Raw genomic sequence first — 20399 nt, 5'->3', positions numbered from 1 at the left:
GGCCTGCTGTCAACTCTCGATTGCTTCACCGCAGGATTGACATGATCGGCCTGCTGTCGCAGCATAAATAATAACGATTCTCATTAAGCGCATGTCTAATGCCAAGGACTGACGCCATGACCACGCGTTCTCCCGCCCAGCAGCAGCAATTGGAGCAGCTCTACCGCGACCATCACAGCTGGCTCTCCGGTTTTTTGCAGCGCCGTCTGGGCTGCTCGCACAGCGCTGCGGACCTGCTGCAGGACACCTACCTGCGACTGCTCACCCGCGGGCGTCTGCCGGAGCATGCGCACTCACGCGGCTACCTTACGCGCATCGCCAAAGGGCTGGTGATCGACCTGTACCGGCGGCGGCGAGTGGAGCAGGCCTACCTGGACGAGCTGGCCAGCCAGCCCGAGGCGAGCCACCCCTCACCAGAGGCGCAAGCCCAGGCCGTCGAAGCACTGGCGCTGATTGACCGCCTGCTGCGCGGCCTGCCGATCAACGTCAGCCGGGCCCTGCTGATGCACCGGCTCGACGGCATGGGCTACCGCGAGATTGCCGAGCAGCTTGGGGTCTCGGTGTCATCGGTCGAGAAGTACATCGCCCGGGCACTGCAGCACTGCCTGATGGTGGCCCTGGAGCAGACCCTGTGAGCGTGCCGATGCTCTCACCCGAGCAGATCCGTGAGGCAACTCAATGGCAGGCGCGGCTGTGGTCTGACGACGCCACCGAGGAAGACATCGCCGCCTGCGCCCGTTGGCGTCAGGGCGATCCGGCACACGAGTACGCCTGGCAACAACTGCAGCAGCTGCAGAATCAGTTCGACGCGGTGCCGGCAGCATCAGGCCGGCGCATTCTCGGCGTTCGACGTGGGCTGTCCCGTCGCCAGTTGCTCGCTTTGGCTGGCCTGCTCGGCGGCAGCGCCAGCCTGGCGGGCGTTGGCACGCGCCGGCAGTGGCAACCGCTGTTGGCCGATCAGCGCACCGGCACCGGCGAGATGCGCAGCCTGCGCCTGGACGACGGCACCCGGCTGCAACTCAACACCGCCACCAGCCTCAACCTGCACAGCAACGCCAGCGGCCACCAGGTGCAACTGCTGCTGGGTGAGTTGCTGATCGACAGCCCAGCGCACGCATGGCCGCTGCAGCTGGATTGCCGTGATGCGCGCATAACCGCGCGTAACAGTCGCCTGTGCCTGCGCCAAGATGCCGAAGACAGCCTGCTGACGGTGCTCGCCGGCAGCGCGGATCTGCAACTGCAGCAGCAACAAAGCAGCGTCACCCTGAGCGCCGGCAAAGCAGTGCGCTTCTCAGGGCAGGGCATTGCGCCCACCCAAGCGGCCAACCCGAATCAGTTGGCCTGGACCACCGGGCGCCTGGTCGCCGAGCGACAGAGCCTGCCGCAGTTTGTCAGCGAGCTGGCGCGCTATCACCCGGGCGTGCTGCGCGTTGCTCCCGGGCTCGCCGACCTGCACCTGACCGGCGTGTTCTCCCTCAAGGACACCCACGCAACCCTGGCCCGCCTGCCGACAATACTGCCGGTCAAGCTGCGCTACATCAGCCGCTACTGGGTGAGTGTCGAGCCGGCCTGAGCGCTTGCCTGGCCGCAGAAACAGCCCCCAACACCCATCAAATAAAAATATTTCGCATTTGCATTGAGGCTTTGACCTGCTCGCTCGGTGTACAGGGCAATACAGCCAACACCGATAACACGAGACAGGAATAGTCATGCCACGCGGTTTCGCCTTTCGCCACGCCCCACTCGCCCTCGCCCTGCACCTGGGCCTGGGTTTAAGCGCCCTGACCCTCAGCCTGCCGAGCGCGGCGCAAAGCGAGGCCACGCAGTATTTCGATATTCCCGCCGGCAGCCTCGATCAGGTGCTCAACCGCTTTGCGCTAGACGCCGGCATCGAGCTGTACCTGGATGCCGCCCTCACCCAAAGCCGCCAGAGTGCCGGTCTGCAGGGCAGTTTCAGCGTCGACCAGGGCTTGCAGCAGTTGCTCGCCAACAGTGGCCTGAGCGCCCGCCAGCAGAGCGACGGCGCCTGGCAGCTGTACCCGCTGGGCAGCGAGCCGGACAGCCTGTCGCTCGCGCCGCTGACCATCCAGACCAACGCCGATCAGCTATACGGCCGCGATGAAGCCGGCCACGACAGCGTCTACGACGACAACATCTCCAGCGTTTACTCCGGCAAGGAACAGATCGAGCGCTACAAGGGCGCCAACCCGGCTGACCTGTTCAAGGGCATGCTCAACGTCTACACCGGCGACGCCCGCAACAGCGGCGGCCTGGACCCGAACATTCGTGGCATTCAGGGCCCGGGCCGGGTGCCGCTGACCATCGACGGCACCGAACAGGCGATGTCGGTCTGGCGCGGTTACAACGGTGCCTCCAACCGCAGCTACATCGACCCCAACCTGATCGGCGGTATCAAGGTGATCAAGGGCCCGAACATCGAGCGCAACGTCAACAGCTCGGTGGGCGGCGCCGTGGTCGCCAGCACCATCGACGTGGATGACATCCTGGCCGAGGGCGAGCGTTTTGGCGGTGAGCTGAAACTGGAGGCCGGCAACAACACCGTCAACCCGCGCATCCCGCAGCTGCACACCGGTGAAAATTACTACGACGTTCCAGGCTTCCCGGCGAACCCGAGCGTGCCCAGCAGCGACCCGACCCTGCGCGTCAACCTCAAGACCAGCAGCGACGACAAACTGCTGTCGGGCAACGATCACGCCTACCGGCTGGCGCTCGGCACCCGGCAGGAACGCTTCGAGCTGCTCGGCGCGTACGCCTTTCGCGAGCACGGCAACTACTTCTCCGGCAAGAACGGCGCCGGCTTCTACTCACAGCCGGATACCGGTGAGCGCACCCAGGAATACTCGCAAAGCCTGGCGCTGGACTTTCACCCCGGTGACGAAGTGCCCAACACCTCCAGCAAGATGGAATCCTGGCTGTTCAAAGCGCGCTGGAAGTTCGACGACGACCACAGCCTGACCTTCGGTTACCGCGACACCGACATGCTCTATGGCGAAATCCTGCCTACCCGGCTGGCCAACGCCGACGACAAGGGCGCCGTGCAATGGCCGCTCAGCCATGTGGATGCCAAAGCCTACAACCTCGAATACGAGTTCAACCCGGACAACCGCTGGATCGACCTGTACGCCAACCTCTGGACCACGCGTACCGAGAGCGACACCTACAGCGCCGGCGGCTTTCCCAACTACGCCACCTGGGCAGACCCGGTGCTGCGCAATACCGCCGTGGCCAATGCCGATCAGAACCGCGTGGGCATTACCATGAGCAACCAGCTGGCGTTGGCCAACAGCCTGGACCTGACCCTGGGCGGCAGCTACCAGCACGAGAAGCTGCGCTCCGGTGATGAGTACGGCGGCGTGGAAGATGGCTGGCGGATGTTCCCGCGTGCCGGTCGGCGCGCCGAGAGCGAGTTCAACTTCAACTTCGACTGGCGCCCCACCGATTTTCTTACCCTGGATCTGGGCGCCCGCTACTCATCCCACTGGGCCAAGGATGACTTTCTGGCCGAGCAGCAGGCGGCGGGCAATATGCTTACCGGCACGGCCATCACCAGCCGCACCGCCACCTATCGAACCATTCATAACTACACCACCGAGCAAATTGAAGCCAATGTGCAATCAAGCATCGCTAGAACCATTAGCCGTTGTGAACGCCGGGGGTGTACGCCCGAGCAGCTTGCTGCTGGCATCGCGCAATCGGAAGCCTCGGCGCGAGCCAACACCACCTACACCGAGACTCACACTCAGGAATGGTTACCGGATAGTGAGGGCCGCTACAGCCGCGAGAACAATGCCTGCCTGAACGGCAGCCTTGACGACATCGACAACCTGACCGGCAACTGCACCATCAGCACCGGCACCGTCAGCACCATCGCCACCCCCGTCAAAACCCGCCGCGGACACGACTGGACCCCGGTCGCCTCGGCCGCCCTGCGCCTGACCGATGACAGCCGCGTCTACCTGCGCTACAGCGAGGCTGTGCGTTATCCCAGCATGTTCGAGAGCACCATAGGCTTTTCTGCCTCGCTCAACCCGTTTTACACCCTCAAACCCGAGCACGCGTTCAACTACGAGATCGGCTACGTACACAACCTCACCGGTCTGCTCAACGCCGAACGCTACGCCGACTTCAAGCTGGCCTACTACCAGCACCGCACCAAAGACGTGATCGAGCGCAGCACCAACTTCATGTTCTACAACATTGATCAGCAAACCCTGCGTGGCATCGAGCTGCAAACCCGCTACGACAACGGCGGCCTGTTTGGCGACTTCAGCCTGGCCTGGAACCTGGAAAACGAAGTCTGCGACAAGAACTCCGCGGTGCTGGCCGACCCACGCTTTGGCTCGGTACCCGACTGCGTGGAGAACGGTTTTATGGGTGGCTATCTGATCTCCCACGCCATTCCGCGTTATTCGGCCAACCTCAATATTGGCGGCCGGCTATTCAACGACAAGCTCGAACTCGGCAGCCGCGTCACCTACTACAGCAAACACGAAAACAGCGACCTGGACGATTACAAGGCCAACGCAGAGACCAACAAGCTCGCCATTTACAACCTGCCACTGTCCTGGGGCAGCGTGACCACCTACGACGCCTACGTCAGCTTTCGGCCCAGAGACGACATCACCCTGGAGCTGGTCGGCAGCAACCTGACCGACGAGTACTACATCGACCCAACCACCCGTTCCGCCGTCGCGGCCCCCGGCCGCGCGCTGAAACTGAGCCTCACGGCGCAGTTCTGATTCACCCCACAACCAGGAGGTGCACCACCCCATAGACCCGTAACCGCAACACCCAAGCAAGCGCAGTACAACTCACACATCAAACATAAGGTGATTCACATGAAAGCGATTTATCTGTCTGTTCTGGCCACCAGCCTGTTGAGTGTCAGCGCCCTGTCGCAGGCTGCCGTTATCGGTGCAGAAAGCGACGATACCTACGTAGAAGTTGATGAGTCCATCGTCGGTGCCGGGCCCCATACCGCGGGCCTCCCGGGGATTGGTATTTACACCACCGGCGTGACCAATACAGTCGACTTTGCCGGCCTGAGCGCCTACAGCAGCCAAAGCAACGGGGTATACACCCTGAGTGCACCGATTGACGTGGACGAGCCTGACCACAGCGGCATGGGCGTCTTCAACTTTGCCAAGGTCAGCAACGCCAATGTCTACTTTGGCGAGTGGTCACAAACCGGTACCACTGGCGACAGCAGCCGCACCGTCTACTACGTCGGCGACGACACCGGCACCAGCGTGCCCACCAGCGGCACCGCCAGCTACAGCGTGACCGGCGTCAACGATTATTCCGGCAGCAACCTGATGAGCGGCAGCTTTGACGTTAACTTCGGCACCAATGAACTGGACGGCTATGTCGAGAACGCCAACTTCGGCATTGAAGTAGACGGCAGCATCAGCGGCGCAGCCATTTCCGGCAGCGCTGTAGCCTATGACGCCGTCGGCGAGCTGGAGACTGGCGGCACCTTGACCGGCCACTTCTTCGGCAGCAACGCCGCCGCCCTGGCCGGTATCGCCACCTTCAGCAACCGCGACTACGACACCGCCTTCGGCGGCACCAAAGACTAATCGCGCTTGCCTGCCACGGCCATGGCAGATGCTGATCCGGGCCGGAGTCACCGCTGCAGAGGTGGCTTCGGCCTTGCCCGTTCCGGCCGCGCAACACGGCCAGCTACGCAAGAGTTTCTATGCTCCGCCACTATTTTCTTGTAATTCCCGCCCTGCTCCTGCTGCTCGCCAGCGCTGCGCTGCAGGCCGCCGATGAAGACACCAACCTGCGGCTCAACCAGCGCATTGAAGGCAACGCCAGCGTTAAGGAGCAACAGCTGCTGGAGGGCGAGTTGGATGAGCAGCCCAGCATTACCCTCAATGGCGAAACCCTCGCCATCGGCAACAACGCCAACGATCTCGGCCGCGCGCTCTACCTGTCGCTCGGCCATCAACAATGGCAGGCCGCCAGCGCTTTTTTGCAGCGCTACCGCGCCCTGCCCGACGCCGACCCCATGCTGCTCGCCTACGCCGACGGCATGCTGGCCCGCGTGCGCGGCGAGTTTACCCAGGCCGAGGCGCACTTTCGCCAATTGCTGACACTGCAGCCCGAGTTTCTGCCCGGCCAGCTGGAACTGGCGAGGGTGCTGTTCGAAGATCAGCAGGACCGCGCAGCCCAGGCCCTGTTTCAGCAGATACGAGCACGGCTTCCAACTGATGATCCGCGCGCAGAGGGCGTGCGCACCAGCGTCGGCCGTTTTCTTGCCGCACTGGATCAGCGCCAACGTTGGCAGGGCTCCATCAACCTCGGCGCGACCTGGAGCGACAACCTCAACCAAAGCTCCGAGAGCGACACCTGCCTGCTCAGTGCCGGCAGCGGCACCTGCATCGTGCGCCGCACCCTGCCCGAAGCGATCAGCGCCAGCGGCCTGGATTACGAGGCCACGCTTAATCGCCGCGTCGCCCTCAGCGGCCATCACGGCGTTTACGCCCGCGCTTTGCTGTACGGCTACAGCTATCAGAACCACAGCGAGTACAACGAGAGCACGCTGATCACCAACCTGGGCTACAGCTACCGCGACGCGCGTAATCACTACAGCCTGGCGCCGAGCTTCGAGGCCAACCGGGTCGGCAACGAGGCCATGTACTCAGCCTGGGGTGCCCGGGCCGAGTGGCTGCACACCCTGAGCCAGCGCAGCGCGTTCAAGCTGGAGGCCAACTACCGCGACCTGCGCTACCGCGAGCAGGTGTATCGCTACAATAACGGCGGCAACAGCGCGCTTTACTTCACCGCCTGGCACCAGCTTTCGCCACGCTGGACGCTGTTTGGCGGGCTGGACCTGAGTGAGCGGCGTACCGCAGAAAGCGCCTACGGCTATCTGCAAAGCGGTGTCAGGCTGGGCGCCTCAATGACCCTGCAGAGCGGCCTGCGTACCAGCCTGTTTAGCAGCTTGCGCCACCGCGAATACAACGACTTCAACGCGCTGCTCGGCAGCCGCCGCCGCGATGACGAGTCCAGCCACACGCTGATTGTCAGTGCACCCCGTTGGGCACTGCTGGGCTTTACCCCCAACCTGACGCTGAAACACACGCGCGTGCGCAGCAACGTCGACTGGCTCTACTCCTATCAACGCACGCAGCTCAGCCTGCGCATGGAGAAGCTGTTTTAGCCTCAGCTGGTTTTTTTTACCTCGAGCATTACGGGATTGGGGGTGCTCATTCGTTAAGTAGATATTGGCGTGCGCTTTTTATCGCGCCCCGCCCCAACCCGATCAGACTCCCCAAGCAAGGACCCGCCATGACCACGGCAGACAGCAGCGCATTGCCCCTGAGCAGCTACCTGAAAGAACAAACCACCTCGACCCACGAGAGCCTGGATCAGCGCATCATGGCGCTGGCGCCGTTCTCCAGTCGTGAACGTTTTGCCTGCTTCCTGCGCATGCAGCTGCGTCTGCATCATGCCACCGCGCCGCTGTACCAGAACCCCGAGCTGCAGGCGCTGCTGCCCGATCTGGCCGAACGCAACCGTCTGGAGGCGATCCAGCTGGACTGCGCCGACTTTGATATCAGCCAGGCGCAGCAGCAGGCCGATGCCGAGGTGGGCAATGGCGTGCACCCGGGCAGCACTGCCGAGGCGCTGGGCTGGCTGTATACCCACGAGGGTTCGACCCTGGGCGCCGCCTTCCTGCTCAAGCATGCCCGCGAGCAACTGGGCCTGTCGGAGACCTTTGGCGCGCGCCATCTGGTCGGCCACACCGATGGCCGCGGGCTGCATTGGCGCCAGTTCAAGGCCGCGCTGGATGCGCTGCCGCTGTCAGCTGAGCAGCGGGCCGAGGCGGTCAAGGGCGCGCGTGATGCCTTTGCCTTTGTCCGCGCCTCGGTAGAAGAACTGCTGGCCGGCCAACAGCCCGCCGCCGCCGTCTAAGCGCCATGCTGCTGCGGCTTTGCTGGCGCCTGCTGGCACTGGCTTTTGTCGGTCTGGGATTGATTGGCGCGGTGCTGCCCGGTATGCCCACCACGGTGTTCATGCTGCTGGCCGTGTGGGCTGCGGGCAAGGGCTGGCCACCGCTGGCCGAGTGGTTGCTCAACCACCCGCGCTTCGGCCCGCCGCTGCGTCAGTGGCAGAGCGAGCGTGCCATTCCGCGCAGGGCCAAATGGCTGGCCGGCGTGAGCATGTTTATCAGCATGCCGCTGATCTGCCTGAGCGCGCCCAGCCCCTGGGTGCAATGGCTGGTGCCCAGCAGCATGTGTCTGGTGCTGCTGTGGCTGTGCAGCCGGCCGGAACCGCGCTACCCGCAGTTGTGACAGCCGCCCCCAGGAAGCGCTCTAGAACGGCCATTACACGCATCCATTCAGCGTTGGCGTGAAACAGAAAAGTCATCATTCTCACCTAAGCTCGGCTCTCCACGCCAGCGCCCCAGGGCGCCGGTCCGACCGCCTCGCACGCGAGGCGACCACCACCAGCCAAGCGAGAATCAACTGCCTTATTCTGAAGGGACGGGCACCCTGTCCGTCCGCATTGCCCTGGCCGCAGCGATTGCCTTCACCCTGAGTGGTTGCAACAGCGACAGCTCGGACAGCGACGACAACGCCAGCATCAGCAAACCTGCCAAACCAGCAGGCACCGGTAGCGAGTTTGCGGTGCCGGTACCTGACAGTCTGTACCCCACACCGGCCACCCTGTATGCCGGCAACAACGCCGACGGCACACTGCGCTGGGTGCTGGACGACAACCCGATTGCTTACCTGCTGCGCGATATCAACCAGGTCTGGAAGGGCACCTCCGACGCCTACCAGCAAGGGGCTTCAGGCGATGGTCCGAGCGACTATCTGGACGATCCCATTGTTGACGCGCCAGTCTGGCAGGCCAACATCCAGTACGTGATCGATGTCACCACCGAGCGGACTGACGACCAGGCCATCCATGCCTTCCTGGATGATGTACGCTCCAAGAACTACAGCGTGATCGACGGCTACGGCCCGCTCACCGAGGCCTATGTGGCCCATTCAGGTGCCTACGTCGATGTGCCGGTACCCACGGTTGATCAGGTGCTGCAGGACGTCAACTTTGGCTCCGGCAACAACGATGGTATTGCCTGGGCTGGCAGCAAGACATCTGAACTCGGTGCCGTCGTGACGCTGGTCGATGCCTTCCGCCAACGTGCACCCGCCTCCACCAACGCGTCCAAGTACATTTTCTCCACTCCGCGCCCCTGGCGCATGACCGACACCGGCGCCATCGATTTTCTCGGTACCGCCAATCACAACTGCTACGACGTGGACGGCAACCTGACGGTCCAGCTGACTGATCAGTACACCACCAGCGTGAAGCTGGTCCCCGGTCTGACCTGCGCGCAGCGCCCGCATAAAAGCAGCGATCACGACAAAGGCCTCTACAGCGAAAACACCGAGAACCGCCGCAAGGACGGGGGCTACCCCAGCGGCCACACCAACGCCGGCTATCTGGCGGCCATGGCATACGCCTACGCGTTACCGCAGCGCTACGCGGAGATGCTGACGCGCGGCTCGCAGCTCGGCGAGAACCGTATCGTTGCCGGCATGCATTCGCCGGTCGATGTCATTGGCGGGCGCATTCACGCCATGATGGTGGCCGCCCATGCACTGGCTCAGCCGGACATCCTGGCCGACGCCACCGCCGCCTATGACAGCGCTCAGGGTTTCTTCGGCCAACTTGCCGCCGAACAGGACCTGAGCCTGTATGAGCTCGCCCACCAGCCGATTACAAACGAGGCCGGGCGCATCAGCGGCAATCTGGTCAACACCGAGGTCTTCAATACCAGCCAGTACGACGATCACGAGGCCAACAAAGCGCTGTATCGCTTCCGCATGACCTATGAGCTGGGGCACGACGAGGCCAGCGCCGGGCAGGACCCGATAGTGCCGGACGGCGCCGAAGCGCTGCTGCTCACACGCCAACCTTACCTGAGCGACGAACAACGCCGCGCCGTGCTCTACACCACGTCCATCGACTCCGGCTATCCGCTGCTGGATGCCACCAACGGCTGGGGACGTATTGACCTGGTGACTGCCGCTGACGGTTACGGCGCCTTTCTCGCCGACGTGGCGGTCGATATGGATGCCAGCCAGGGTGGCTTCCACGCCCGTGACTGGTGGAGAAACGATATCAGCGGCAGCGGACGCCTGAGCAAGTCAGGTAGCGGCGAGCTGGTTTTGAGCGGCGACAACAGCTACACCGGCGGCACCCTGGTAAGCGCCGGCACCTTGCGCGCCGAATCGACCAGTGCCTTCGGCGACGGTGACCTCTATCTTGAGGATGGCCGCGTCGCTGTCGATGTTGAGGGCGCACTAGCGCTTGCTGGCAACCTCACGCTAGACGCCGGCACCCTGGAGCTGCGCATGGCAGACGATGGCACCCAGGTTACCGTTGGCGAGATTGCCTATATCGACGGCGCTACCCTGAAGCTGGACTTCTCCGAGCTGGCACCGGCCAGTGGCAGCCAGTTTGTGCTGCTGTCAGCCAACCGGTTGAGCGGCACCTTCAGCAGCGTCGAGTCTGACGTCGCGGTAGATCTGAGCTACAGCGGTCAACGCGTCACCGCAACGGTGCGTTAACGGCAAATGCCAAAGCCGCGCAGGCCAAAGTGGAAGTGGTTGGCGTGCGCGGCGTTGTAATCCGGCTCGAGGCTGGTGCCAAAAAACGAGCAGGCATCCGCAAAGGCGGCTCGCAGAAAAGCACCTTTCTCGCCCCCGTCATCCCAGTCCCGCAGTACCGAAATGTCCGTGCCGTCCGCCAGCGACAGGGACGCGACATCCAGCGCCGAGGCCGTGGCGTGATCACTGCGCCGGGCATTCTCACGGTGGTAGATGTTGCGACAGGCGAAGCTGCCGTAGTGGGTCAGCCGCGCGACCGGCTGGCCAAAGTGCGTTTGTGCCAATGGCTGCAGACGATGCTGTTCGTACAGCGCCCAGGCGGCGACCAGCGGACAACGGGCGACAAAGCTGCTGCTGAGCTGCAGCGTGGTGCCGCGCAGACGCACAACATTGCTCAATGGACAATTGGCGACCGGCGTGTAGTCGGCCAGTGGCTGATAGGTCAGCGTGCCGGCCGGCGCGGTTTGCAGGACAGTCAGGCAAGCCTCGGGGTCATCGCCCAGGCGCTGCAACTTCCAGCGCGTCAGCGGGGTGACCGGGTCTGCCAGGTGCAGCGGCGCAAAGGGGTTCCACTGGCGCGGCACTGTCCACCACTGCTGTTGGAGACCAAGCAAAAAGCTACCAGCGACAAGCAGTAGTATCAGACAAACAACACAGAACACTTTCATCAAGCGGGTTCGCATCCTCGAGCATGTTTTTGATTGACGCCCTTCACACCCCCAGAACGCGGGGTACGCCCTCGCCTGCATTTGCTGTACATTCGCCAAGCCCGTCAGAACAGACAAGACTGCGCAGCTCTACATCGGTTGTTTCAGCAATACAGACTAGCCAACGGGGCGGGCAATCACACCTAGCATGATGCACTTTTCCAGGAGCAACGGATATGAACACTAAACGCTTCCACACCGGCCTGATTGGCCTTGTTGCAGCCGGCCTGCTGGCCTCCGGCCAGGCCCAGGCCTTTGGGCTGGACGCGATCAAATCGGTCGCCGGCGCGGCGCTGAATACCGCCACCCAGGGTAACGGCAATGCCAGCGACAACAGCGCACTGGAGCAACAACACAGCGACCTGATGCTGCGTTTCAACGCCAGCATGAACAACATGCTGATTGCCCAGGCCAAGACCCTGCAGGCCACTGGCAATGCCGATGCGGCAACCCAAACCATGAACGCGGCCCAGCAGTACGCCGTCGGCGGTGTAACCGACTCCGACGTCATTCTGCGCGATACCCAGCTGACCAGCACCAACCAGCAGCTGATTCAGAATGCCCTGAGCCAGGCCGTAGCCATGAGCGGCGAGAACCGCGCCGCCCTGATCGAGGCAATCCCGTACTACACCGCCGGTATCCAAGAAGGCGCCAAACTGAGCGGCGCCTTCAGCCAGTGGATCAACAACGCGCAGGGCGCCGCCGGCTCGCTGCTGTCCAACCCGATGGCCGCTGCACAGCTGACCAGCAGCCTGGGCGACGCCACCACCATCGCCCGCAACCTGCCGGCGCTGCTGTCGGCCTGGTCTGGTACTTCGCAATCGTTCATGTCCTACGCCAGCGCCAACCAGCTGGATGTCAGCACTCTGCAAACCGCGCTGAACACCAACTGAGCCTGTCCCGAGGCGCAGCCAGCCCTGCGCCTCGGCCAACTGTCATGCGCATGACAGTCTCCGTAGCAAGGCAGAGCATAAGGTGGGCCTCCCAGGGCCACTGCTGCCCGCTCAACAACGGAGAACAACAACCATGAGCTTTGCTTCGCGCGTACCGGCGCCTCGTCGGGTATCGGTGAGGCCCTGTCCCGGGCGCTACTGGCAGACGGTGCCGCCGTCATTCTCTCCGGCCGCCGGGTCGAGGCGCTGCAGCAACTGGCTGCGCTGGCACCTGAACGCACCCTGGTACTGCCCTTCGAAACCACCGACTACGACCGTCTGCCAGCGCTGGTTGAGCAGGCCTGGGCGTGGCAGGGACGCATTGACCTGCTGATCAACAACGCCGGTGTCAGCCAACGCAGCCTGGCGCTGGACACTAGCTTTGACGTCTATCGCAAGTTGATCGACATCGACTATCTGGCCCCTGTCGCATTGACCCAACTGTTACTGCCGCGCCTGGTCGAACAAGGCAGCGGTCAGTTGGCCGTGGTCAGCTCGGTTGCCGGCAAGCTAGGGGCACCGATGCGCACCGGCTACTGCGGCGCCAAGCACGCCGTTGTCGGCTACTTCGAAGCCCTGCGCGCCGAGGTGGAAGAGGCCTACGGGATTGGCGTGAGCGTGATTCTGCCGGGCTCGGTGCGCACCGCCATCGCCAGCAATGCGTTGGAAGGTAGCGGCGCCGCACGCGGTCGCTCCGACGCCAACATCGATAACGGCATTGACCCGAACGATGCAGCTAAAACCATTCTCGACGGTCTGGCACAGCGCCAGCACGACATCGTGGTGGCCGAGGGGCAGGAACTGCTGGCCCTGCAGTTGCGCGCCAGCGACCCGGAGCGCACCTTCGCCTTTACCGCCGCCGAAGGCACCCGACTCGCCAAGCAGCGCGCAGAACGAGGCGCGGGCGCGTCGGTAGATCCCAGTGCTGTGAACCAGTAGGCGTGGCAGGCTCCGCGGGGCACGTCTAAGGTGAATCAAGCAGCGCATCACGGGTGTGATGCGCGCTCTGAGTACAAGGAGCGTTATCTATGAAACAGCTGCTTATCGCCTTGCTCTGCGCAACCGCTTTAGCCGGTTGCTCAAGCGAATACCTCATCAGCACCAACGACGGCCAACTGATCGCCACAGACGGCAGACCAAAGTTGGACCCGGACTCCGACATGTACATCTTTGAGGACACCGAAGGGCGTGAGCAGGCGATCCCCGCTACCAGTGTCAAACAGGTGATAGAGCGCTAGGCCCGCCGCGCCCTGCCAGGCAGGGCGCGTTGTTGTCACTGTTGCCCTTCGATCACGCGTCTCCCCTGCAGCCCCTGGCGGACCCGGCGGCGCCGACGCAGGCGTAACCGCCGCCAGCCGATCACCACGCCACTGACACTGATCAGCAGCCCGCCCAGGCTGAAACCGACCATCCAGATATCCCACAAAGGCCTGCGCTCCAGCAGCGGCAGCCAGTCCCAGCTATGCAGCAGAGCAAACAGCACCCGCGACACCCGCCGCGCCGGCGTGCTCTGCCCCAATAACGCTCCGGTGGCCGGGTCGACCTCTACCCAGCTACCATCATCGAAGCGCGCCCGCAGCATTGGCAGCGGTTTGGGCAGATGCCCCAGCATGCTGTGCTCGGTACGCGGGTAATAGTAGAAGTCGTAATCGGTGAGCCACTCAAACTGCACCTGGCGGTGCGGCGCCATGGCGGCAATGGCTCCGTGCAACAGCTCAACGGGCAGCTGCGCCACCGGCTGGCCGCTGCGCCCATCGAGTACCCGCTGCTCACCGTCGGCGCTGCGCGCGGTAACCCAATAGCGGCCAGCGACCGGGCGCCATTGCAGCTCGACCGGGCGCCAGCCGTCGGCCTGGAACCGGCGCAATAGCGACGCGGTGTCGGTCTGCGGTGCTGCCGGTGCGCCACTGAAAGCCGCTAGATTCAGCGATGGGCGATGACTGAAGATGCCCCAGGGGTTCATCGACATCAGCCCGCTGAAAATCCAGCTCACCAGCAATACCCCGGCCACCAGACCGGTCACATGGTGCCAGCGCGCCCAGCCGCTGTAGGGCGAGTGGCTGCCACTGCGATAGGGCCTGCGCCGCCAACGCAGCACGCCCAGCACCATGCCCAACACGGCCATCAGGGTAGCGATCAGCGACAGCCAGATTACGGTGTCCGTCCAGATCGGCTGCAGCGCATTGCCGCGCAGCGGATACAACCAGTGAATCCAGGTACCGACCCAGTTCCATACCCGCTCGGTGCCAGTAGCATCACGCACGACCGCACCGGTCTGGCTGGAGACATAGATCAGTCGATGCTCTGCGTCGTGCAGGGCGATACGGTAGAGCGGTCGGTGGGCATCCAGCCCGCGCGAGTGCGTCCAGGCGTCCTCGTCGATCAGCGCTTGCAGCTCGGCCGCTGCCCCCGGCGCGAACTGGGCTGCGGCTGCCATCGCCCGCGCCGCATCCACCGGCCCGACAGGCGTTCCTGTTCGCGCGTCGAGCACCTGCGCAGCCTGACCTGGGCGTGGCAGCAGATACACCGGCTCGCCGCCGATGCTGCTCAGGGTCAGCCCTTCGGCCCAGTCGGCGCCAGCCCTCATCGGTACAGCGCAGCAGCCCTCAAGCGGCAGCGCCGGCAGGTGCGCCAGATGCTCACGCGGGGTCAGCTTGGGATAGCCGACATAGAGCATCACCATGCCCGAAAAAAACCACATGGCCATAAACAGGCACAGGCCAATACCCAACCAGCGGTGCCATAAATAAAGATGGCGTTTCATCGATATCTCCTGACCGCCGGCCAGCAAGGCCGGCGGCACGACTGCATCAGAAACGCGTCTGCAGGCTCAGCTCGACGCTACGCGGTGCGCCGAGATACAGCATGCTGCTCCCGGCCTGCCGGGCGTATATCTCGTCAGTCAGGTTGCGCCCACGCAGGGTCAGCTCGGTCTCGGCGCTGAGCTGGTAACGCACATGCGCCCCAAACAGGGTGTAGGACGGCACCCACAGGGTGTTGGCCGAATCGGCATAGACCGAGGACACATAGCGGGTATCCAGGCCCAGCTGCCAGTCGCTAAGCGGCGCCCAGGTCAGCCAGAGGTTGGCGACCCGCTTGGGCACATTGCTCGGCCGGTTGCCCGCGTAGGACACCGCGCTGCCGCCGACGTTGGCATTAAACTCGTCGTACTCGGCATCGACCCAGGCCATGTTGCCCTCGGCGCGCACGCTGTCGGTCACCTGCAGCGCCGCTGCCAGCTCGATGCCACGGGCTGACTGCTTGCCAACCGGCAGGGTCTGACCCGGGTTGTTCGGGTCCGCGGTGGAAAGGTCTTCACGCTCCAGCTGGTACAGCGACAGGGTGGCCGAGCCGCGTCCGTCGAGGAAATCCAGCTTGCTGCCGATTTCCCACTGCTCGCCGGTGGTCAAGTCAAAGTCTTGCACCTGATTGAAACTGGCGGTGGTGAGGATGCCGGACGGCGGATCCGCCGCCGTGCTGTACTGCACGTAGACGTTGGCTGCCGGCGTGAGTTGGTAAACCAGGCCCAGACGGCCGGTGGTCGGCTCGTAGGTCTGGCTGAAGAACGCCGGATTGGTCGCCGACGGCGTCTGATGGTTGGTGACCTCCAGGTCGATCCAGTCGTGACGCAGGGCGCTGATCAGCGCCAGCCGGTCGGTCAGCTCGGTGCGGTTTTCCAGATACAGTGCCCAGGTGTCGACCTCGTTGGTGCGCTGCGGGTCGTGGCCGGGGGTCATGCCGGGAATATCGTAGAACCGGCCCGGATTGAAGTGATCCGGGTCCACCACATCAAACACCGCCGAGATCGAGCGCGGGTAGCGGGTCTGCACGTTGTGGCTGTAGTCCAGCCCCAGCGACCAGTCGCTGCGCCGTGACCAGAGCATGCCTTCATGCAGCAGGTCGACGCGGTTGCCGTTCAGCTCCTGATCGTGGCGCTGCAGCAGCGCAGCCGAGCGGCTGATCTGGCTGTTGTCGGCGGTATAGGTGTAGCGCTCCAGATTGCGGTAATCGCGCTGGGTGTTGTAGTGATAGTAGGTATTGCGCAGGCGGGTCTGGTCGCTGAGCTGATACTCGGTGATCGAGCGCAGCCAGCGCACCCGCTGCTCGTAACGCCCGTCCTCGACGTTGTAGTTCTCGAAGCGGCGGCTGTCATCGATCTTCATCTCGCCACCCAGTGGCTGCAGCGCCGGAGTGCCCCAGTAGGGGCTGTCCACCTGCTCGTTCTGATACTCCAGCGCCAGGGTATGCGACAGCCGTTCGTTGAAATCGGTGCGCAGCGACAGCGCGCCGGTAAAGGCGCTGCGCTCTTCGCGGTCAGCCCAACCGTTGCTGTCGGTCTGGCTGATATCCAGCCGCAGGGTATTGCGTACCGGCCCCTCGGTCAGCAGCTGGTTGACGCCCAGCGCCAGCTCACGGCTGTCAAAGCTGCCATAGCGGATGCGCGCCTCGCGAAACGACTCGCTCGGGTCGGCCAGTTTGGTGATGTAGTTGATCGAGCCGCCAACCCCGCCGGCACCATTAAGAAAGCTGGAAGCGCCGCCAATGGCCTCAACGCGGTCAAAGATCCAGCTGTCGACCGGGCGGGCGGCAATGCTGTCGTACTGCACGGTGATGCCGTTGAACATCTGCGTCACCTGCGCGCCGGTAAAGCCGCGCCAGGACACAAAACCGGCCTGGCCGGGCGGCGATGCAGCGGTGACACCCGGCACCCCGGAGAGAATATCCTGGGTATCCAGCGCATCACGCTGTTCGATTTGCTCGCGGCCCACCACGCTGACCGAGGCGGGCGTTTCCCGCACCGTCAGCCCCAGGCGCGAGCCTGACTCGGCAGGGGTATCCAGTTGCAGCGCATTGTTATGGTCTTGCTGACCGGTAATCAGCAGGGTCGGCAGTTCCGTGGCCTGCTCGGCGGCAGCCAGGGTAAAAGGCGCACACAGCAGTGCGCCAACGTACAGCGGGTAAGTCGATTTCATGCAAGGTCATTCCTGACAGGTACACAGGCTCGCGCGCGCAACCGACCTTGGCGGTCAGGCAGCGCTGCGAATGGAAAACGCGGTACAGGTCAGAACGCCGGCGAGGCGCGGGGGTTGGCAGACGGCCAGAGATAACGGGGATGGGGAGGATAGCTGCGCGCCGGTGGGCGCAGGCGTTGCGGGCGGCGCAGCAGGCCGAGCCAGGCCAGCGCAAACAACAGCCCCATGCCCAGCACCACGGCGCACACCGGACACTTGACCGCCAGCATGCCGGCGCCGGAGGCGTCGTCGTCGCCGAGGCTGATCATGCCGCTGCTCATGGAGCAGAACACGATGCCTGCGCCACTCAGATCCAGCCCCAACAGCTGCCCGTGCGCCAGACCACAGGTCGGCACATTGAGCAACAGGCTGGCATAGAGCAGCCAGGCAGTGAAGGAGCGGCGGGTAGGACTCAGCGTCATGGCACGCAGTTTAGCAGCACTGAAACCTGGCGCGGTTACGCGACCAAAGGTCGCAGCGTCCTGCTGGCCGCGGGCACCGGGTCAGAAACGATTGAAGATATCGGCAAAGGGGGCGACCGGAATACCGGCAATGGTTTGCACGGCCAGCTCGGATTGGGCCGATGCCAGCAGACTGGCGGCACAGAGAACAACGGCAAGGGCGCCGGGCAACAGCCACACGGAGTAGCGGCGGGTCATGATGTGCTCCTTGCATACCATCGGTGTGGCACGCAGATGTTGTTTTTATTAGCGAAGCACTGCCCCGTTCCAGATGCTCATGGACGCGTGGCAGCATTCAGTCACAACAGTCTGTTGCATAAAACGCCCTTCGTCCAGTGAAAATTGTGTGTCGCTTTCGCGTCACCCCTGGGCGGTGCGCAGCATCCGCAAACCGTTTGCCACCACCAGCAGGCTGACGCCCAAGTCCGCAAACACCGCCATCCACAGTGTCGCGGTGCCGGCCACCGTCAGCGCCAGAAACACCGCCTTGCAGCCCAGCGCCAGCCAGATGTTCTGATGAAGCACACGCACGGTCTGCCGCGACAGCCGTATGAACGCCGGCAGCTTGCGAAGATCATCATCCATCAACGCCACATCGGCGGTCTCGATCGCCGTATCGGTCCCGGCTGCTGCCATGGCAAAGCCCATGTCGGCCGCCGCCAGAGCCGGCGTATCGTTGATACCGTCGCCGACCATGGCCACACAGCGGCCGCGCTCACGTTCGGCGCGCACCGCCGCCAGCTTGTCCTCGGGCAGCAGGTTGCCCCGCGCCTGTTCAATACCCACCTGGGTCGCCATGGCCTGCACCGTTGGCGCATTGTCGCCACTGAGCATCAGGGTTTCGACGCCCAGCGCATGCAGCTCGCGCACCGCATCGCGGCTACCGGCCTTGAGCGTATCGGCCACGGCAAACAGCGCCAGCACCTGCTCGTCGGTACACAGCAGCACCACCGACTTGCCTTCACGCTGCAACAGCTGCACCCGCCAGCCCAGCGCATCGTCACGCAGGGCCAGTTGCTTCAGCAAACGGCTGTTGCCCAGGTAATAGTGCTGGCCGCCAATCACCCCGCTGACGCCCTGACCGGGCTGCGCGGCAAAGTCCGTCACCTCCTGCCGGGGCAGCTCACAGGCGTTGGCCAGCGCGCGCGAGACCGGGTGGTCAGAACGCGCCGCCAGACTGGTAGCCAGCTGCTGGACCTGCTCGGGCGAGTCCCCGGCCAGCAGCTCAAAGTCGGTCTGCTGCGGACGCCCTTCAGTTAGGGTGCCGGTCTTGTCGAGGGCGACCAGATCCAGCTTGCCGCCCAGCTCCAGATAAGCCCCGCCCTTGATCAGCATGCCGCGCCGGGCACCGGCCGCCAGCGCACTGACGATGGTCACCGGGGTCGAGATAACCAACGCGCAGGGGCAGGCCACCACCAGCAGCACCAGCGCGCGGTAGACCCAGTCCAGCCACTGGCCATCGAGCAGCAGCGGCGGCAGCACTGCCACCAGCAGGGCAAGCAGACAGACGGCCGGGGTGTAGCGCGCCGCAAAGCGATCGACCAGTCGCTGGGTCGGCGCGCGCTGCGCCTGGGCCTGCTCCACCGCCTGGATAATGCGTGCCAGGGTGGTGCCGCCGGCCAGCGCCGTGGTGCGGTAAACCAGACTGCCGTACTGGTTGATAGTACCGGCGTAGAGCGTCGCGCCCGGCTGCTTGTCGACCGGCATGCTCTCCCCGGTGATCGGCGCCTGGTCAACGCTGGAGCGCCCCTCCAGCACCTCGCCATCCAGCGCGATGCGCTCGCCGGGGCCCACCCGCACCTCGGCGCCAAGCAGCACCTCGCCGACCGGCTGCAATACCCAGCTGCCGTCAGCCTGGCGCACGCTAGCCTGCTCCGGCGCCAGCGTCAGCAGGCCCCCGATGGCATCGCGGGCGCGCGCCAAAGAACGCGCCTCAATCAGTTCGGCCAGACTGAACAACACCATCACCATGGCCGCCTCGGGCCACTGACCAATCAGCACCGCCCCCGTCACCGCGATGCTCATCAGAGCGTTGATATTCAAGGTCCGCTGGCGCACCGCCACCCAGCCCTTGCGGTAGGTGTCCAACCCACCCAGCGCAATGGCTACCAACGCCAGCAAGGCGCTGATCCAGCCGGGCTGGTCCAGCCAGTGGCTGACCTCCGCGCCCAGTGCCAGCACGCCGGCTACGGCCAGCGGCCACCAGGGCCGCATGGGCGCGGCAGGCGCCGGCTCATCACCGAGCAGCTGCGGGGTAAAGCCCAGGCTGTCGATGGCCGCCAGCACAGCGTCCAAGCCTTGCGGCGAATGGCGTACAGTCATGACCCGCTGCAGCAGGTTGAAGTGCAGCTCCAGCACCTCCGGGCGCCGCTCCAGTCGAGCGCGCAGCAGGCGCTCCTCGGTCGGACAGTCCATCTGCAGGATACGAATACGACTGAGCATACTGCCCTCATGGGGCTGCAGGTCGGCGGTTGGCGCTGCGCTGGCAGCGGCGCAGCAGCTGTGTTCGGCGTGGCAGGATCGATCGGCAGGCATGGCTGTTCTCTCAAGGGAAACACTGATTAATTCCACATGCCCTCTGGCGTTCAGGCTGGGCCGCATCCGGCTGGGCTGCAATCAAGGCGTGGTTTCGAAG

General features: G+C 64.2%; 17 protein-coding genes. 11 read left to right on the top strand and 6 right to left on the bottom strand.

Going from position 1 to position 20399, the window contains the following annotated elements; genetic code table 11:
- Window positions 1–116: 116 nt before the first annotated feature.
- The 8 genes from CNQ84_RS13065 (at window position 117) to CNQ84_RS20925 (ending at window position 10613) form a co-directional block, all read left to right on the top strand.
- Window positions 117–635 (top strand): sigma-70 family RNA polymerase sigma factor, encoded by a 519-nt coding sequence (locus CNQ84_RS13065; RefSeq protein ID WP_096005297.1) that lies wholly within the window; start codon window positions 117–119, stop codon window positions 633–635.
- Window positions 632–1573, top strand: coding sequence for a FecR domain-containing protein (locus tag CNQ84_RS13060; RefSeq protein ID WP_096005296.1), 942 nt, complete (start codon window positions 632–634; stop codon window positions 1571–1573). Before CNQ84_RS13065 ends, CNQ84_RS13060 begins: the two co-directional genes overlap by 4 nt.
- A gap of 136 nt (window positions 1574–1709) precedes the next feature.
- Window positions 1710–4760, top strand: coding sequence for a TonB-dependent receptor (locus CNQ84_RS13055; RefSeq protein WP_096005295.1), 3051 nt, complete (start codon window positions 1710–1712; stop codon window positions 4758–4760).
- 99 nt (window positions 4761–4859) lie between these two features.
- On the top strand, window positions 4860–5600 hold the full coding sequence (locus CNQ84_RS13050) for a Slam-dependent surface lipoprotein (protein WP_096005294.1): 741 nt from the start codon (window positions 4860–4862) through the stop codon (window positions 5598–5600).
- A 119-nt stretch (window positions 5601–5719) separates the two neighbouring features.
- Window positions 5720–7189, top strand: coding sequence for a surface lipoprotein assembly modifier (locus CNQ84_RS13045; protein ID WP_096005293.1), 1470 nt, complete (start codon window positions 5720–5722; stop codon window positions 7187–7189).
- A 128-nt stretch (window positions 7190–7317) separates the two neighbouring features.
- A complete protein-coding gene (locus CNQ84_RS13040) occupies window positions 7318–7944 on the top strand; it encodes a biliverdin-producing heme oxygenase (RefSeq protein ID WP_096005292.1) in 627 nt (208 codons plus the stop codon).
- A gap of 5 nt (window positions 7945–7949) precedes the next feature.
- A complete protein-coding gene (locus CNQ84_RS13035; protein ID WP_245841381.1) occupies window positions 7950–8324 on the top strand; it encodes a YbaN family protein in 375 nt (124 codons plus the stop codon).
- 336 nt (window positions 8325–8660) lie between these two features.
- On the top strand, window positions 8661–10613 hold the full coding sequence (locus CNQ84_RS20925) for a phosphatase PAP2 family protein (protein WP_096005291.1): 1953 nt from the start codon (window positions 8661–8663) through the stop codon (window positions 10611–10613).
- On the opposite strand, the gene CNQ84_RS13025 is transcribed toward CNQ84_RS20925, so the two are convergent.
- A complete protein-coding gene (locus tag CNQ84_RS13025) occupies window positions 10610–11320 on the bottom strand; it encodes an extensin-like domain-containing protein (RefSeq protein WP_217350098.1) in 711 nt (236 codons plus the stop codon). The two genes, CNQ84_RS20925 and CNQ84_RS13025, sit on opposite strands and share 4 nt — an antisense overlap.
- 215 nt (window positions 11321–11535) lie before the next feature.
- On the opposite strand from CNQ84_RS13025, the gene CNQ84_RS13020 reads away from it, so the two are divergent.
- The 3 genes from CNQ84_RS13020 (at window position 11536) to CNQ84_RS13010 (ending at window position 13529) form a co-directional block, all read left to right on the top strand.
- Complete coding sequence (locus tag CNQ84_RS13020) at window positions 11536–12252, top strand: hypothetical protein (protein WP_096005289.1); 717 nt, start codon at window positions 11536–11538, stop codon at window positions 12250–12252.
- 171 nt (window positions 12253–12423) lie between these two features.
- A complete protein-coding gene (locus CNQ84_RS13015; RefSeq protein WP_096005288.1) occupies window positions 12424–13230 on the top strand; it encodes an SDR family NAD(P)-dependent oxidoreductase in 807 nt (268 codons plus the stop codon).
- A gap of 89 nt (window positions 13231–13319) precedes the next feature.
- Window positions 13320–13529, top strand: a complete 210-nt coding sequence (locus tag CNQ84_RS13010) for a YgdI/YgdR family lipoprotein (protein ID WP_096005287.1) — start codon at window positions 13320–13322, stop codon at window positions 13527–13529.
- A gap of 35 nt (window positions 13530–13564) precedes the next feature.
- On the opposite strand, the gene CNQ84_RS13005 is transcribed toward CNQ84_RS13010, so the two are convergent.
- The 5 genes from CNQ84_RS13005 to CNQ84_RS12990 all read right to left on the bottom strand — a co-directional run bounded on the left by CNQ84_RS13005 (window position 13565) and on the right by CNQ84_RS12990 (window position 20299).
- Window positions 13565–15055, bottom strand: coding sequence for a PepSY domain-containing protein (locus CNQ84_RS13005; protein ID WP_096005286.1), 1491 nt, complete (start codon window positions 15053–15055; stop codon window positions 13565–13567).
- Window positions 15056–15101: 46 nt separating this feature from the next.
- Window positions 15102–17264 (bottom strand): TonB-dependent receptor, encoded by a 2163-nt coding sequence (locus tag CNQ84_RS13000; RefSeq protein ID WP_096005285.1) that lies wholly within the window; start codon window positions 17262–17264, stop codon window positions 15102–15104.
- Window positions 17265–17353: 89 nt separating this feature from the next.
- Window positions 17354–17725: a DUF2946 family protein gene (locus CNQ84_RS12995; protein ID WP_096005284.1), complete on the bottom strand. Its 372-nt coding sequence runs from the start codon at window positions 17723–17725 to the stop codon at window positions 17354–17356.
- A gap of 81 nt (window positions 17726–17806) precedes the next feature.
- A complete protein-coding gene (locus tag CNQ84_RS20505; RefSeq protein ID WP_165771290.1) occupies window positions 17807–17962 on the bottom strand; it encodes a hypothetical protein in 156 nt (51 codons plus the stop codon).
- A gap of 162 nt (window positions 17963–18124) precedes the next feature.
- Window positions 18125–20299 carry a heavy metal translocating P-type ATPase gene (locus CNQ84_RS12990; RefSeq protein ID WP_096005283.1) on the bottom strand — a complete coding sequence of 725 codons (2175 nt, stop codon included), beginning with the start codon at window positions 20297–20299 and terminating at the stop codon, window positions 18125–18127.
- Window positions 20300–20399 lie beyond the last annotated feature (100 nt).

Source organism: Pseudomonas abyssi, assembly GCF_002307495.1.
In the GTDB taxonomy this organism is placed as follows: domain Bacteria; phylum Pseudomonadota; class Gammaproteobacteria; order Pseudomonadales; family Pseudomonadaceae; genus Halopseudomonas; species Halopseudomonas abyssi.
Note: the sequence above shows the minus strand (reverse complement) of the source record. Positions and strands in the feature narration are given on the sequence as shown.